This window comes from Psychrobacillus antarcticus (assembly GCF_029533155.1).
In the GTDB taxonomy this organism is placed as follows: domain Bacteria; phylum Bacillota; class Bacilli; order Bacillales_A; family Planococcaceae; genus Psychrobacillus; species Psychrobacillus antarcticus.
This window is the reverse complement of record NZ_JAIZDB010000018.1, coordinates 53,697-68,848: the sequence shown is the minus strand read 5'-3', so window position 1 is coordinate 68,848 and position 15,152 is coordinate 53,697. Positions and strand designations below refer to the sequence as shown.

The window sequence follows — 15,152 nt, the reverse complement described above, 5'->3', positions numbered from 1 at the left end:
CATAAATATTTTCCGAATTGTAATGGAGCTTTGTTAGCAGGGAGCGTCGTTCGGGGAGAGGCGACGAATACATCTGACTTAGACATTGTGATTTTTGATGAATCAATTCCATCATCCTATCGAGAGTCGTTTATAAAATTTGATTGGCCAATTGAAGTGTTTGTACATAATGGAAGTTCTTACAAGGCTTTTTTTGAGAGTGATCGAGAGCGTGCAAGACCTTCTCTGCCTAGAATGGTATCGGAGGGAATTATTTTAAAAGACGATGGAGTAATTGAAACCATAAAAAATGAAGCAACGGAACTGTTAAAGGAAGGACCAAAAAGATGGTCCAAAGAAACGGTTCAACTAAAAAGATATTTCCTGACTGATACGTTAGATGATTTTATAGGATGTTCAAATAGAGCTGAAGAAATATTCATCGCAAACACATTAGCAGAACTTACAAGCGAATTTGTTTTAAGAACCAATCGGCATTGGATAGGAACTTCTAAATGGTTAGTCCGATCTTTACTGGCATATGACGAAGACTTCACCAATCGATTTGTTGAAGCATTTGATACTTACTACATAACTGGTGATAAGGACAAAGTAATCTATTTAGTAGAGTTAGTGATGGAGCCTTTTGGTGGACGATTGCTAGAAGGTTTTTCATTAGGGAAGTAAAGGAATATGGAGGAAATAAGAAAACTTTTATTGGTATAATATCTATATGATTTGGAGCGCTATATGCAAGAGGAACAATTGGTTCACTTGGAGACTTAAAGATAGAGAGTGGGAATGGAATTGCTAACTAAAATAGATGCTTTGCCAACTGATAAAAAAATTGCAGGAGTTCATTGTGTTCCCTTTACGGAAAATGGCGATATTCTTATGGCATGGGACAGAGATGAGCAATTGTTAACGACAATAGGTGGAAGATTAGAGGCAAATGAAAGTATTGAACAGGCTCTAGAACGCGAGGCTATGGAAGAAGTAGGAATTCTATTGGAAAGTGAGAAAATCCCTTTTGCTTTATGGTATTGGGATTCTACAGATTCTTATACGATATGGTTTTTAGCCAAAGTTAAAAAAATGGAGCCATATTCCTTTGATTTTGAAAAAACGGGCTATGTTTCGTTTAACTTTGAAACAGCCTTACAATTAATAGAAAAGATTGAACCAAACAATCCGAAGAGAACAAACCTAATAAAACTAGCAAAAACTGCCGCTAAACAAAATAATTGGTTTTAATAAAGGGGGTTAGCATTTGCCTGAAATTGTGCATAAACAAATCATAAATGCTCCACAAGAAATTTGTTTTGACTTAGCAAGGAACGTGGAAGTACATACAAAAACAACCTCTCATACAAATGAAAGAGCAGTAGGAGGGGTGACAGAAGGTTTACTAGAAGAAGGCGACACAGTCACCTGGGAAGCAACACATTTCTGTATCCGACAAAGGCTTACTGCTAAAATAGTATCGATGGAAAGGCCAAATCAATTTAAAGATACTATGGTAAAAGGTGCTTTTCATTCGTTTAATCACACACATGATTTTCTGAAAGTACCTGAAGGAACGCTAATGATAGATACATTTGACTACAAGTCTCCTTTTGGCATTTTAGGGATACTGGCAGATAAATTATTTTTAGAAAGATATATGAAAAGGTTTATTATTACCCGATCGATGGAACTAAAGAAAATAGCGGAAAATGATAGATGAATTTATTTTCAAACTTTTTACTCTTGTGTAAAGTCTAATAGATAATGACTTTAAAATAGTCATTATTAAAGGGCATAAACAAGGAGGAAATGATGAAAAATTTACTAGTTTTTTTAATGCCGTTTATTTTATTGGCTGGGTGCAATGATGAGACCGAAGAAAAAGATCTAAATACTGAAAAGTTAGGGAACGAAACAGTAATTGAAGAACCGAATGATGAGACTGAATTAGAAGTCATAGAAGAAGAGAAAAGTAACATTATAGAGGAGGGAAATGTTAATACAACGTTAGAAAAACCAGCAGTTCAAGGAAAACCTGTAACTACAGAAAAACCAGAAACTGTTAATCTATCGGGAACAAAAGAAAAGTATTTGGAGCAGCTTAATAAAATCGAGGATGGATTGAGTGACTTAAATAAGCAATATGAAGATGGTTCGCAAACCGAGATGCACGAAGCGAAATCAGAAATACTAAGCAAATGGGATGATGCGCTAAATGAAATCTATGGTGTATTGCAAAAACAGCTATCCACAAATGAAATGAGTAGCTTAAAAGAGGAACAACGAAATTGGATTATACATAGAGATCAAAAAGCAACAGAAGAATCAGCCGTTTTTGAAGGCGGAACAATGGAGACTGTTCAATACTTAAGTACACGGGCACAGCTAACAAAGGAGCGTTGTTACGAGTTAGTTCAAAATTATATGAAGTAAAAATGGAGTTGGAAATCAGCGGAAGTTGGTTTTCAACTTTTTTGGGTGAAAAGATGTAACATTATTTGGTATTAATAGTCTAACTATTATAAAGGGGGCTATCTTATGAAAAGAGTTTTAGCCATTTTGTTGGGTCTATCACTATTATTGACAGCTTGTTCGTCGGAATCTAGTAAAAAAGAAAGCGAAAATGAATTTCCACCTACTATGGCAGGGACAATAGAAGTTAATGGGCAACAATATGATATGGCAAAGGGGAATTACAAGTGGGAAAGAAAACAAGGAATGGAGACACAGGTTATACAAACCGATGCAGCTTCGCCCTATCAAATTGCGGAAAATTTTGATGCAACTCCAGTCGGTCCGAGTGAGACCATTCATATTAATATAGAAGATGAACCAACAATAACTACTTATCTTTGGGATGAAAATGGTAGACAAAAAGAGATTTCAGTAAAGAATAACCAAATAGAAGCACCAGAAAGTGCAGGGAAGTATATATACGAAGTGTTTGCTGAATGGACAAATGGTGAAGTATCTTATACGTTTGTTGCAGAAATAAAATAAAAACTTGCAGGGATGATAGCAGATTTGTGGAAGTAAACAATAGGCTGGTATATGAGGTGAAAATACTTTGGTGATTATTAGGAATTTAAAGAAAAATGAACTGGATTTCCTCAAGGATATGCTTTATGAATCTATTTATATGCCTGAGGATGAAAAGAATAAAATGGAGTTATTAAACTCTTCATCCATAAAAAAGTATTATGAAGAATGGGGAAGAAAAGGGGATACAGCTTTATTGGCAATCGATGAGAATAATCTGCCTGTAGGAGCAGTTTGGTATAGACTGTTTGATGAATCAAATAAGGGATATGGTTTTGTAGACGTTCAAACTCCGGAATTAGGAATAGCAGTTACTCAAGAAGCAAGAGGATTAGGAATCGGGACATTGCTTATGAAAAAGATTATCCGGCAGGCTTCGGAGGATGGGTATAAATCCCTGTCCTTAAGTGTAGACCCTGAAAATATGAGTGCAGTTTATATCTATAGGCAATTAGGCTTTATAGACTACGGTGTATCAGAGACATCCATTACGATGGTTTATCGAGAATAGGATTGGATTCTTATTTGATTATTGCCATATTGGATGCTTGCACAGTGAAAAAAATTAAATAAGTCAGTTTAGGGAACAACTAAAAGGAGTATTATGAATCTTAATAAAGGTGTGTTGTACATGAAGACTGCAGTATTCTTGGACCGCGATGGTGTTATTAATGAGGTGCTAACAGAGCGAGTAAAATTTGTGAACAAACCAGAGGAACTATACTTTTTACAAGGAGTCCCCGAAGCTATTAAGAAATTGAATGCTTTCTTTGATCATATATTTGTCGTAACCAATCAAGGAGGAGTAGGGTTGGGATTTATGAAAGAATCTCAACTGCAAAAAATTCATGACTATATGATTGCTACATTAAAAAAGGAAGGTGCCACCATTGATGAAGTGGTGTATTGTCCTCATAAGCCAAAATCCGGTTGTGCATGTCGCAAGCCAAATAGTAAATTAATCGTAGATCTTGGTGGAAAATATAATATTGATTTATCTAAATCCTATATGGTAGGTGATACCGACACAGATATTATTGCTGGAAAGAAAGCAGGTACAAAGGGTGTTTTCTTAGGCAAAAGTGATCCTCTAGCAGATGCTGTTTTTCCAGATTTATTGAGTGCGGTGGATTGGATTTTACAGGATGCGGAGAATAACTAAGATGGTTGAATAATGGTTTACCTTATCGACAGTAAATGGCGATAGGTACATACAGATACAATAGTGGAGGGGAAAAAATATGAAGACAGAGAAAGAGAAGATGTTGAATGGGGAGCTGTATAATCCAGCTGATCCTGAATTGCTTGAGGGAAGATTGAATGCACGTAGATTAACGCGATTATATAATGCGACAATTGAAACAGACGACGACCAGCGTATGAATTTAGTAAAAGAGTTGCTTGGCTCCACTGGTGATACTTTTTATATTGAGCCGACATTTCGTTGTGACTATGGCTACAATATCCATGTAGGGGAGAACTTTTATACTAATTTTGACTGTGTATTTTTAGATGTATGTGAGATAAGAATCGGGGAAAACTGCTTTATCGCTCCTGGTGTGCATATATATACTGCTACACACCCTTTAAATGCGCAAGAAAGAATTGCAGGTACAGAGTATGGAAAGCCTGTACATATCGGTGACAATGTCTGGATTGGCGGACGAGCCGTGATTAATCCAGGAGTGAAAATAGGGAACAATGTAGTGATAGCTTCCGGAGCAATCGTCACAAAGGATATCCCAGATAATGTGGTGGTTGGCGGAAATCCTGCTAGAGTAATGAAAGAATTAGAAAGAGTATTATGAAATTATTAGTTTTCTGGGGGATGAATTGATTCATGGAACAATACGTATATTTAATTAGACCATTGAGGGCTAATTTTATAGATTCGATGACGACTGAGGAATCCGAAGTGATGGGACAACATTTTCAGTATTTACAAGACCTTCTAAAAGAGGAAAAGGTTATATTAGCTGGACCTTGTTTAGATGGTGCTTTTGGAATTGTCATATTTCAAGCAGAATCATTAGAGCATGCACAAAAAGTTATGCAAAACGACCCTTCTGTAATAGAAGGAGTTATGAAGGCGGAATTACACCCATATCGTGTTTCATTAAGCAGATAATTCTAACAAAAGCTCGATTTTGCTAAAGACTAGCGAATGTGAGATGATTTGGGTATGCAAAGGAATCACGAATAAAACTATGGATATGTGAAATACTATATTGGCAAAAAGGTTGAAAACTTTTGTGTATATGTAGGCTGTAGTGGGTAAATGAATGTTAGAAAGAATAAGTACAATAATAGGAGGAATTTTGAATGGAAGAAAAAATGGGTAGCATCGAAGTAGGAGAAATCCTAACGGTATTAGATGAAGAAGATCGCGAACAAGAAATCGAAGTAATCGGGCTTTTAACGATTGAAGATAAAGAGTATGCGGCAGTCGCATTTGCAGACGATACAGAAGAAGAAACAGACGAAGACATGGACGTGTTCTTTTTCCAAGTAGTTGAAGGAGAAGACTTAGCAGAAATCGAAACAGATGAAGAATTTGAAAAAGTGTCTGCAGCATTTCTGGAAGCGGAAGAAACAGAAGAAACAGAAGAAGAAAAATAGGAAAATGGAAAGAGAGGATGATTTCCTCTTTTTTTCAATTTATAATTAGAATAGGTTTGGTAGGAGGTAAAACACATGTTACAAAATGAAGGTAAATTAGATATTGGAAATACGTTTAAGGTGTTAGACGAAAATGACCAAGAACAGGAATTGAAGGTTTTAGGTTATTTTACTGTAGAAAACACGGAATACGTAGCAGTTATTTTTATAGAAGATATACAGGAAGAATCAGAAGAAGATATTGGTATTTTCTTCTTTCGAGTAGTGGAAAATAAGAATTTTGTTATGATGGAAAGCGAAGATGAGTTCGAGAATGTATCTGCAGCATATATTAAACTAGAGAAAAATAACTTTACTAAAAAGAAAAACAGATAATAACTTATAAAATTAGAGCATGGTACCTGACACAAAAGGTATCATGCTTTTTTCAAAAAAATACAATAGACCAAAATAGTAATAGATAAGGGGTTAAAAAATGGATGCATATAAATGGAAGGTTGAGGAGGAACTATTTCTTTGGAAGAGGAAAATGACAAAACGAATTGGTTTAATAGGTCGTACGTCTAAAAATGTACAAACAAAGATTAACGGACTTATCCCTGAAAAGGTCCATCATGTGATGACAGAAAGCATTAAAAATATGGTAAAGGCAACGCTTGTTGGTTCGAATATTAAAATGAAAAAAAGACTTCCAATCAAACGTAGCCTCCAGGAGCAAGATGAACTTTTTAAGGAAAAGCTTTCTACGTTCCGGAAAACAGCAGTCGTTGAAGGTGCAGGAACGGGAGCGGGAGGTATACTCCTCGGCTTTGCAGACTTCCCATTGCTTTTATCCATTAAAATGAAATTTCTATTTGAAGTAGCTGCGGTTTATGGGTTTGATACGGATGAATACGAAGAACGACTTTACATTTTGCATATATTCCTTTTGGCTTTTTCCAGTGAGGAAAAACGGAAAGAAACACTGGTGATTATGGAAAACTGGGAACAACAAAAGTATTTAATTGACGATATGGATTGGAGAGACTTTCAACAGGAATATCGGGATTATATTGATCTAGTGAAAATGTTCCAATTACTACCTGGAATTGGAGCTATGGTAGGAGCTGTTGCTAATTATAATTTGCTCGATCAACTTGGTGAAACAGCGATGAATTCATATCGTTTACGATTATTATCTAAAGATAAAGATTTAGAAAAGTAAAATAACATAAAAGGTATGTTTAGTGGCTAGTATGTTAAACTAAACCGTAAAAAGGAAAAGAGGGTTTTATGTTTAAGAAAATAATGAAACAAATCAAAAATGCAACCAGCGGAAGTAGTGAACGTAGGCGCGGTCATTATCGTAAAGGGAGCAGTAGCGATCGTCACAAAAGTCATTATAAACGTGGAAGTAGCAGCAGTAGCCGCCATAAACGTAATCCATTAGGTGGAAGTAGCTACTACAAACGCAAAGGGCGCAGTAGTAGCTAAGCCAATTTCTTGAAAATGTACCGTGTAAACTGTGTTTCTGAGTGATAGAATAAATAAATAATACTACTGATTTCCGTTACAGGTGGGCGCGTCGATGTGATATCTCATCTGTCTCACTCATCCCACTGGAGTCGCCACCTTTCACTACAATCAATTAAGTGAGTAGTACTCAACTATAAGATATAGCATAGCTTATCGCTTAGATACTAATAGTAGCCCAAGTTAATATAGTGATTAAACCGTCTGTTGAATTAGGGATACTATTCTTCCATGAGATTTCCTTTTTTACTAGTGGAAAACAGAGAAATAGAAGGTAGTTACTAAATAAAGAAGCGAAATAGCGAACGAAATTGTATCCTCGTGAGCTTCAAAAAATTCGCTAGGTAATCATATAGCCAAACGTCTGTCCAAAGCCCTTCGAAAACAATAGAAACAGGTCTTGAACTTAAGAACCTGGCATCTTTATGCCTGATTTTCCTTAGTGTTTGCCAAAAGTGCAGCTTCTACATCTTTTGCAATGCTCTCTATGGTGGGATAGGCTTCATTGATTTGTAATAATCTCTTCAGTAAATGAACAGTTTCCTGTTCTAAAGTAAGCTCTTCTGTCCAAGGAAGAGCTTTTTTATTTTTCGAGGAATAGGTCGTGTATAGTAAATATAGGAGTATATCCCCTAAATCATAATAGTCTCCTTGCCTTATCTCCAGGAATTTGGAATCATTTTGTTCTATCTTTGACAAGCCAAAATCAATAAGGTATAGCTTATCTTTGTTTATTAAAATATTCGAAATACGTATATCTCCATGGTAAATATTCCTTTTGTGTATGTGATCTATTAAAGGAAGTAAATTGAAAATAAAAGCTAGTGACTCCTTTTCATTGAATGTTTTATTCGTTGAAAAAATCAGTTCCTCCATATTAATACCTTCTATGTAATTCATCGAGTAAAAAAGAGAGCCATTCACTGAGAAATATTCGTATAACTGTGGCATGCTAGGGTGCTGCAATCTACTAATAATGGAGATTTCGTTTTCAAATAAGGCAACTTCGCTTTTCGTTCGGTGCTTACTCGGTCGCAGTTGTTTAAGGACTCGTATTTCGTTTGTCTGTATATCTTTACAGTAATAAATAATTCCATAGCTACCAGAGCCTATCACGTGTGATACCCTATAAAGATTGTTTATAATAGTCCCGTTATCTACTGGTTTATCTACAAAAAACTGATGCAATTTTCGAATGGAACGCATGAAAGAAAATTTACTCACCACCTATTTATAAATCATTGTACCTCAATCAGATGAAATAGATTCAATAACAAATAATTGGTATTTTCTCACTTCTGCAATCATAGAATTCAAAGACTGCAAAAGAAGGAGAGATTTTTTTATGAATTTTAAACAAGTTGGTATCATACTAGGTGCTTCTGCATTATCATTTGGACTTTTTTCAACAAACGTTCATGCAACTACAAATTTGAATGAAAAACCCCCTGTGCAAATCCAAGCAGCATCAACAGAGAATGTTTTCAACAAAGAAGATTTAATCAAGAAGTTTCGTGCATTATTTCCGAAGCAATTCGATTTCTTAAAGAGTGCAGATTTTCAAATGAATGGTGGCTATTATTATCCTGGTGAAGAGACAATGCGTTACGATTTAAACTTTACTAAAACCATCGATGGAAAGCAGTTATATGGGAATGTTTCGTTTGTAGGTAAGGATTTACAAATAGAAAACTTCTACTATCAACCCGCAACTGTAACAGAAGCTCTCTTTCCAGCTAAAGTTTCCAAAGTGGAAGCACAGAAAATTGCAGGAGAATTTATGAAAAAGTATCTAGACGGTGGAGAATACCAATTAGAAACGGATTCTTATGGATATGGAAATTATCCAACTCAGCTATTAACGGAACCGATCCGATACTCATTTTCCTACACTCGCTTGAAAAACAAAGTTTCCATTTATGACCAACGAATCGAAGTTTCTGTTTTAGGTAATGGAGAAATAGTAGGTTTTTATAGAAACCAGGACACTAATAAAGCAACCACTTTTGAAGACGTGAAACAAGTAAAAGCAATAGATGGCATTCTAAAAAAGGTAAAAGAAAATTTATACGTGGAAAAGCAATATCAAATAGAAACTGATTACCAAACTGGTGAACGACATGTCAGACTCATTTATCAGCCGATACCAAATTTACTTGGTGTCCATGCTTCTTCCGGAAAATATTTAACTTTAAACGGTTACTCAGCAGATTTCCCTAAGAAATCATCCATATCTATGCTGGCTTCAAAATCAGTCCCACCTAAGAACAAGGGAGGGACAACTATAGAACAGGCAAAGAAAATGGCAGAACAATTACTGAAAGTCGATTTGAAAGGTGTAAAATTAAATATCGAGTCTATTAGTGAAATGACTAATTATAACGGACAGGAAGTTATTAGCATTCAATATATGTACAGTTATAAAAATGGTGGATCAGGAGCGAGTCTTGAGATAGACAAACAAACGGGCGAAGTCATTCAGTACTATAATGTGAAGAACGAAATTTTAGAGCAAATGGGAGAAAAGCCAAGTGAAGCAAAACCTCTGACAGAAAAACAATCACTCGAAAAAGCAATTGGACATATTAAAAAGTGGATTCCATCCTATCTTCATAACTATGCAAAACCTATGGAATCGGCATATTTTGATGAGTTTCAAGGGAGTTATATGTTTAATTTCCCGAGAGTTGTAAACGGGGTAATCGTTTCGGGTGATTCGATTAGTGTAGGGGTAGCAAAGGATGGTTCGTTAAACAATCTTTCGGTGAATTATCAAGAGATAGAAAACTGGCCATCACCAGATAAAGCTATATCAGAAAAACAAGCCAAGGAAATAGTTACTAAGGCTTTAAGTTTAAGACTCAATTATATGAAGTCCAATCATAAACCAGAAAATAATCACTATGACCTTGTCTACTCACCATTGTTCAATAAGAGATCTTTTAGCTCTTTAGATGCTCTAACAGGAGAGTGGAAAGCACCATTTGGAGAAAACACTTCAATTGTTGTTTCACATGCTTGGGCAGAGGAGGAGTTAAATTATCTTATTAGCACAAAAGCGCTAGATATAAAAGATCCAAAACAGTTTGACGGAGATGCGGCTATTTCCAAAGGAGAAGCGCTAAAAGTAATGATGAAGTCTCTTACGTATATGTATGAAGGCTATTATTATCCTGAACAGGAAAACAAGAAACAATCATTCGATAATATTAATCCTGAACATCCTTTATATCAATCCGTAGAGCGTGCTGTTGAAATGGGTGTAATAAAGCCTGATACGAAGGACTTCGCAATAGATGAACCAATAAGTAAAGAACAGCTAGCCGTTTGGTATATACGTGCTTTAGGACTTGAACAGGCAGCCAACCATTCTACTATATATAAACTATCATTTACAGATGCTGATAAGGTACAAAAGGAACTGGCAGGTTATGTTGTAATAGCTAACTCATTAAAACTATTAGAGGCAGATAAAGATATATTCAATCCAAAAAAAGAAGTAACTTATGCAGAGTTAGCAGTTTCAACGATTCGTCTTGCTCATAAAATTTCAGAAAAAAGCAGGGCGTTTCCTTATTAATATATAAGTACTCAAACCAGCTTTCAGCAGGATAAATTTACGTTGCTTTTTGGAGCACGGGATGATATTATCGGATTATAAAACCTTATATTGGTCACATGTTACTGAACTTTTCAGGCATGGTGGTAAATTGAGAAAGAATATAATTATTCTTTTCCTTTGCCCCATGCCTTTTTATGTTCTTATTGGTCCCATGAAGAAATATATTTTAATAAGACAGTTTTTCAAGAAAAAGTATCTATGCAAAGGAGTTCTACTAATGTTTTCTAAATTTATGAAAAAAAACAAAGTACAAGTATTCTCACCATTAAATGGTCAAGTGCTCCCTTTAGAGCAAGTTCCAGATCCAGTATTCAGTCAAAAGATGATGGGTGAGGGAGTAGCAATCATGCCAACAGGCGGAGATGTAGTTGCACCAGTCGATGGTACGGTTGTGTTAATCTCCAACACAAAACATGCGATAGGTATTCGTACAAAAGATGATACCGAGGTGCTTATTCATGTCGGATTGGAAACGGTTACATTAAAAGGGGAAGGGTTTACTGTATTTGTAAACGAAGGTGACGTAGTTTCTGTGGGACAGAAGTTAATGGCCGTGGATTGGGACTTTATAAAAGATAAAGTGCCAAGTATTATTACACCAGTAGTAATTACGAATAGTGCAGATAAATCTGTAGAATATGTTGATGCAACAGATAGTGTTGCAGGGGACACATTAGTAATGTCTGTTTCTTCGAAGTAAGTGCAGGTTGGTAAGTAAGTGAAGGAGGCTGACTTTCCATTAAAATTACAAAGATACTTAATAATAACGCTGTGATTGTTCTACAAGATGGACGCGAGAAAATAGCAATTGGCTCGGGAATTGCTTTTCAAAAAAAACGCAATGACATTATCATTGCTTCCAAAATTGAAAAGATTTTTGTCATGCAAGAAAATGACAAGCTAGTGCAGTTATTAAGTCGAATTCCAGAAGAGCATTTTACTATCTCAGAAGAAATAATCACCTATGCAGAAGCATATTTAAATACAAGATTAAATGAGCATATTCATATAGCTTTGACAGATCATATCTCTTTTGCCATTGAACGAGCGAAGGATGGTATTAAACTTAACAATAGGTTACTTCATGAGATTCGTGTTCTATATAGAGCAGAGTTTGAAATCGGTCTTTGGGCAATTCAACATATAAATAATACGTGTAAGGTAGAAATGCCTGTTGATGAAGCGGCTTACATAGCGCTTCACATCCACACGATGAAAATTCAAGGGGGGGATTTACATCAGACGATAAGACAAACGAATATTATCAAGAGCATGGTTCTATCGATTAAAGCGTACTTGAACATTGAAATCGAGGAAAATGATATTTCCTATCACCGATTAATTACCCATTTACGTTTTGCATTAACAAGGTTAAATCAGTCTGAGCTTCATATGATGGATGAAGAAATGTTAGTAATGATTCAAAAGAAATTTCCAGTTGGCTATAGCTGTGCTAGCCAAGTAGCAAAAGAACTTAGGGCGGCACATGCTATTGAGTTTCCCGAAGAAGAGTTAGGTTATATTGCTCTGCATATTGAACGTTTAAGAAAACAAGTTTCATAATTCGGCATTATTTTATACTATTATCTTTTTTAAAGAATCAGAGAAAAGGAGATGAATAAATTATGATGAAATTTTTACAAAGGCTAGGGCGTTCGTTAATGCTTCCAGTAGCTGTATTACCTGCAGCTGCTATATTAATGGGTATTGGATACTGGATTGACCCGACTGGCTGGGGATCTGGAAACGTACTTGCTGCATTTTTGATAAAAGCTGGGAGTTCGATTATTGATAATATTCCTATTCTATTTGCAGTAGGGGTAGCGATAGGAATGTCTAAGGCAAAGGATGGTGCGTCCGCTTTAAGTGGATTAGTTGCTTTCCTAGTTGTGACAACGATGCTTTCAAGTGGGACTGTTTCATTGTTACAAGGAATAGATGTAGAGAATGTGGATCCTGCATTTGGCAAAATTAACAATGCGTTTATCGGTATTCTTTCAGGTATTATCGCTGCATTGATGTATAACCGCTTCAGTCACGTAAAATTACCAGACTTCTTAGCATTCTTTAGTGGAAAACGTTTAGTACCTATTATGTCAGCAGTTGCCATGTTAGTTGCTTCAGCAGCATTATTTTATATATGGCCAATTGTTTTTGGTGCTCTAGTTAACTTTGGTGAAACAATTAGTAGTATGGGAGCTGCAGGTGCGGGTCTTTATGGATTCTTTAATAGACTTCTAATACCAACTGGCTTACATCATGCACTAAATGCAGTATTTTGGTTTGATACTATTGGTATTAATGATATTGGTAAATTCTGGGCAAGTGAAGGTGTGAAAGGTGTAACTGGTATGTACCAGGCTGGATTCTTCCCAATCATGATGTTTGGATTACCGGCAGCAGCTCTTGCCATGTATCACACAGCTAAAACGAAACGGAAAAAACAAGCAGCCTCTCTTATGCTAGCAGCAGGTTTTGCATCATTCTTTACAGGTGTTACAGAACCGCTTGAATTTTCGTTCATGTTCTTAGCTCCAGCACTTTATGTAGTTCATGCGGCATTAACAGGTTTATCTTTATTCATCGCCGCATCCTTTAACTGGACAGCAGGCTTTGGATTTAGTGCAGGGCTTGTCGATTATCTGTTGAGTTTACGTATACCTATCGCTAATTTCCCTCTTATGTTATTGCTTCAAGGGTTAGTTTTTGGAGCTATTTACTATTTCTTATTCCGTTTCTTAATCGTGAAGTTTAACTTAAAAACTCCAGGTAGAGAAGATGATGAAGATGTGAATGAAGAAACTGATGTTGTTTCATCTGATGATAAGTATTCAAATATGGCATCTAGAATTTATGATGGTCTAGGTGGAGATGAGAATGTTGCATCTGTCGATCACTGTACAACTCGTTTGCGTGTAGAAGTATTAGATATGGATAAGGTCGATCAAAAGAAAATTAAGGCAACTGGTGTACCAGGTATTAATGTAGTTGGACCGAAAAGTATTCAAGTTATTGTTGGAACAAGTGTACAATTTGTTGCAGACGAAATTGAAAAAATTCGTAAATAGTTATTAATTGAAAAGCTGTTTAATTTGGGATTCCACATTAAACGGCTTTTCTTTATTTTGATGTTGATTCCTTATCATTTTAAGCTTTATTAATCTATACTGTTATTAAGCAAACTGCGGAGGTGTAGTAGTAAATGAACAAATCGATACTTATTTCGAATGTGACTATTGTGAATTATGACCAAGAGCATGTTGGAGATCTATTTATCCAAGAGGGTAAGATTGAGAAAATTGGACAAAGTCTACAAATAGAAGCAGATAGTTATATAGATGGAACTTCAAAGAATTGGGTAGTTATGCCAGGTTTCATCGATATGCATATTCATGGTTCTGCTGGTTTTGACATGATGGACGCCACGGAAGAAGCACTTAGAGGAATGGCACGTTCATTAGTAAAAGAAGGAACTACTAGCTATTTACCTACTACAATCACGCAACGGGTCGGTGCGATTGAAGCGGCACTCGAAAATGTAAATGGATTTGTAAATAATGCAGATGAAGCAGAGATTTTAGGAGTTCACGTTGAAGGACCATATATTTCGTCTAAATGGGCTGGAGCACAGCCAGTCGAACATATTACCGAGCCCTCTATTGAACAGTTTCAAAAGTGGCAGCAACTAAGTGGTAATCGTATTAAACAAGTTACAGTTGCCCCTGAAGTAGCTGGTGGTTTTGAATTTGTACAAAGTATGAGTAAGGAAGGTATTGTCGTGTCTATCGGACATTCAGATGCCAATTCAGAAGAAGTAGAAAAGGCAGTTCAATTAGGAGCTAAACAGGCTACTCATTTATATAACCAAATGCGCCCGTTTCATCATCGTGAACCAGGTGTAGTTGGATCGGTTCTGATGGAGGATCGAATGCAAGTGGAAATTATTGTAGATTATATACATAGTCATACGAAGGCGGTAAATTTTGCATACCGTTTGAAAGGTGCAGAAGGAATTATATTAATCACTGATGCGATGCGTGCCAAAGGATTAGAGTATGGGGAATATGATCTTGGTGGACAGACTGTTCATGTTACAGAAAAAGGTGCTCATCTGTCTAGTGGCGCGTTAGCGGGAAGTATTCTCACGATGGATCAGGCCGTTCGTAATATGAAGAAGTCGACTAATTGTTCGTTGAAGGAACTCGTGTCGATGTCCTCTACAAATGCTGCGAAGCAAATGAATTTATCTCATAAAGGATATATTGGTGAAGGCTTTGATGCAGATTTGGTTATATTGGATATGGAATTGAATGTTCAAAAAACGATCTGTCGGGGAAATATTGTATTTGAAAATTAAATGAAAACTGAGGTGATC

The 15,152-nt window shown here is 36.0% G+C and carries 19 protein-coding genes; 18 read left to right on the top strand and 1 reads right to left on the bottom strand.

Annotated features, from left to right (window positions below; genetic code table 11):
* The 13 genes from LDK52_RS11675 to LDK52_RS11615 all read left to right on the top strand — a co-directional run.
* The coding region (locus LDK52_RS11675; RefSeq protein WP_277586146.1) for a nucleotidyltransferase domain-containing protein at positions 1-666 on the top strand (666 nt) is incomplete at its 5' end.
* A gap of 120 nt (positions 667-786) precedes the next feature.
* Positions 787-1,233, top strand: coding sequence for an NUDIX hydrolase (locus LDK52_RS11670; protein ID WP_277586145.1), 447 nt, complete (start codon positions 787-789; stop codon positions 1,231-1,233).
* A 16-nt stretch (positions 1,234-1,249) separates the two neighbouring features.
* Positions 1,250-1,705 carry an SRPBCC family protein gene (locus tag LDK52_RS11665; RefSeq protein WP_277586144.1) on the top strand — a complete coding sequence of 152 codons (456 nt, stop codon included), beginning with the start codon at positions 1,250-1,252 and terminating at the stop codon, positions 1,703-1,705.
* Positions 1,706-1,797: 92 nt separating this feature from the next.
* Complete coding sequence (locus tag LDK52_RS11660) at positions 1,798-2,418, top strand: lysozyme inhibitor LprI family protein (protein ID WP_277586143.1); 621 nt, start codon at positions 1,798-1,800, stop codon at positions 2,416-2,418.
* 105 nt (positions 2,419-2,523) lie between these two features.
* Positions 2,524-2,985 (top strand): hypothetical protein, encoded by a 462-nt coding sequence (locus LDK52_RS11655; protein ID WP_277586142.1) that lies wholly within the window; start codon positions 2,524-2,526, stop codon positions 2,983-2,985.
* A 70-nt stretch (positions 2,986-3,055) separates the two neighbouring features.
* Positions 3,056-3,535: a GNAT family N-acetyltransferase gene (locus LDK52_RS11650; protein WP_277586141.1), complete on the top strand. Its 480-nt coding sequence runs from the start codon at positions 3,056-3,058 to the stop codon at positions 3,533-3,535.
* A 93-nt stretch (positions 3,536-3,628) separates the two neighbouring features.
* Positions 3,629-4,186, top strand: coding sequence for a D-glycero-alpha-D-manno-heptose-1,7-bisphosphate 7-phosphatase (locus tag LDK52_RS11645; protein ID WP_277586140.1), 558 nt, complete (start codon positions 3,629-3,631; stop codon positions 4,184-4,186).
* A gap of 79 nt (positions 4,187-4,265) precedes the next feature.
* Positions 4,266-4,832 (top strand): sugar O-acetyltransferase, encoded by a 567-nt coding sequence (locus LDK52_RS11640; protein ID WP_277586139.1) that lies wholly within the window; start codon positions 4,266-4,268, stop codon positions 4,830-4,832.
* A 32-nt stretch (positions 4,833-4,864) separates the two neighbouring features.
* Positions 4,865-5,152: a YciI family protein gene (locus LDK52_RS11635; RefSeq protein WP_277586138.1), complete on the top strand. Its 288-nt coding sequence runs from the start codon at positions 4,865-4,867 to the stop codon at positions 5,150-5,152.
* 206 nt (positions 5,153-5,358) lie between these two features.
* The gene (locus tag LDK52_RS11630; protein ID WP_277586150.1) at positions 5,359-5,643 is read left to right on the top strand and encodes a DUF1292 domain-containing protein; all 285 of its coding nucleotides are present in this window, start codon (positions 5,359-5,361) and stop codon (positions 5,641-5,643) included.
* Between the two features lie 75 nt (positions 5,644-5,718).
* A complete protein-coding gene (locus LDK52_RS11625; protein WP_277586137.1) occupies positions 5,719-6,018 on the top strand; it encodes a DUF1292 domain-containing protein in 300 nt (99 codons plus the stop codon).
* A gap of 100 nt (positions 6,019-6,118) precedes the next feature.
* Entirely contained in the window at positions 6,119-6,847 is a 729-nt protein-coding gene (locus LDK52_RS11620; RefSeq protein WP_277586136.1) for an EcsC family protein, read from the top strand.
* Positions 6,848-6,946: 99 nt separating this feature from the next.
* Positions 6,947-7,072 (top strand): hypothetical protein, encoded by a 126-nt coding sequence (locus LDK52_RS11615; protein ID WP_277586135.1) that lies wholly within the window; start codon positions 6,947-6,949, stop codon positions 7,070-7,072.
* 506 nt (positions 7,073-7,578) lie between these two features.
* Here LDK52_RS11615 and LDK52_RS11610 read toward each other — a convergent pair.
* A complete protein-coding gene (locus tag LDK52_RS11610; protein WP_277586149.1) occupies positions 7,579-8,361 on the bottom strand; it encodes a serine/threonine protein kinase in 783 nt (260 codons plus the stop codon).
* A 139-nt stretch (positions 8,362-8,500) separates the two neighbouring features.
* Here LDK52_RS11610 and LDK52_RS11605 point away from each other — a divergent pair, with 139 nt between their 5' ends.
* From LDK52_RS11605 to nagA, 5 genes are all read left to right on the top strand, one after another.
* Positions 8,501-10,735, top strand: coding sequence for a YcdB/YcdC domain-containing protein (locus LDK52_RS11605; RefSeq protein WP_277586134.1), 2,235 nt, complete (start codon positions 8,501-8,503; stop codon positions 10,733-10,735).
* 259 nt (positions 10,736-10,994) lie between these two features.
* Positions 10,995-11,477, top strand: coding sequence for a PTS sugar transporter subunit IIA (locus LDK52_RS11600; protein ID WP_277586133.1), 483 nt, complete (start codon positions 10,995-10,997; stop codon positions 11,475-11,477).
* Between the two features lie 38 nt (positions 11,478-11,515).
* Positions 11,516-12,340, top strand: a complete 825-nt coding sequence (locus tag LDK52_RS11595) for a PRD domain-containing protein (protein WP_277586148.1) — start codon at positions 11,516-11,518, stop codon at positions 12,338-12,340.
* 62 nt (positions 12,341-12,402) lie between these two features.
* Positions 12,403-13,845 (top strand): N-acetylglucosamine-specific PTS transporter subunit IIBC, encoded by a 1,443-nt coding sequence (gene nagE, locus LDK52_RS11590; protein WP_277586132.1) that lies wholly within the window; start codon positions 12,403-12,405, stop codon positions 13,843-13,845.
* 134 nt (positions 13,846-13,979) lie between these two features.
* The gene (nagA, locus tag LDK52_RS11585; protein ID WP_277586131.1) at positions 13,980-15,134 is read left to right on the top strand and encodes an N-acetylglucosamine-6-phosphate deacetylase; all 1,155 of its coding nucleotides are present in this window, start codon (positions 13,980-13,982) and stop codon (positions 15,132-15,134) included.
* The last annotated feature ends 18 nt before the right edge of the window (positions 15,135-15,152 follow it).

Bases quoted from the DNA above. Each gene is read 5' to 3' on its own strand.
- LDK52_RS11635 (WP_277586138.1), top strand. From the start codon at position 4,865: ATGGAACAATACGTATATTTAATTAGACCATTGAGGGCTAATTTTATA.
- LDK52_RS11655 (WP_277586142.1), top strand. From the start codon at position 2,524: ATGAAAAGAGTTTTAGCCATTTTGTTGGGTCTATCACTATTATTGACA.
- LDK52_RS11605 (WP_277586134.1), top strand. From the start codon at position 8,501: ATGAATTTTAAACAAGTTGGTATCATACTAGGTGCTTCTGCATTATCA.
- LDK52_RS11630 (WP_277586150.1), top strand. From the start codon at position 5,359: ATGGGTAGCATCGAAGTAGGAGAAATCCTAACGGTATTAGATGAAGAA.
- LDK52_RS11645 (WP_277586140.1), top strand. From the start codon at position 3,629: ATGAATCTTAATAAAGGTGTGTTGTACATGAAGACTGCAGTATTCTTG.
- LDK52_RS11610 (WP_277586149.1), bottom strand. From the start codon at position 8,361: ATGCGTTCCATTCGAAAATTGCATCAGTTTTTTGTAGATAAACCAGTA.
- LDK52_RS11625 (WP_277586137.1), top strand. From the start codon at position 5,719: ATGTTACAAAATGAAGGTAAATTAGATATTGGAAATACGTTTAAGGTG.
- LDK52_RS11660 (WP_277586143.1), top strand. From the start codon at position 1,798: ATGAAAAATTTACTAGTTTTTTTAATGCCGTTTATTTTATTGGCTGGG.
- nagA (WP_277586131.1), top strand. From the start codon at position 13,980: ATGAACAAATCGATACTTATTTCGAATGTGACTATTGTGAATTATGAC.
- LDK52_RS11600 (WP_277586133.1), top strand. From the start codon at position 10,995: ATGTTTTCTAAATTTATGAAAAAAAACAAAGTACAAGTATTCTCACCA.
- LDK52_RS11640 (WP_277586139.1), top strand. From the start codon at position 4,266: ATGAAGACAGAGAAAGAGAAGATGTTGAATGGGGAGCTGTATAATCCA.
- nagE (WP_277586132.1), top strand. From the start codon at position 12,403: ATGATGAAATTTTTACAAAGGCTAGGGCGTTCGTTAATGCTTCCAGTA.
- LDK52_RS11620 (WP_277586136.1), top strand. From the start codon at position 6,119: ATGGATGCATATAAATGGAAGGTTGAGGAGGAACTATTTCTTTGGAAG.
- LDK52_RS11615 (WP_277586135.1), top strand. From the start codon at position 6,947: ATGCAACCAGCGGAAGTAGTGAACGTAGGCGCGGTCATTATCGTAAAG.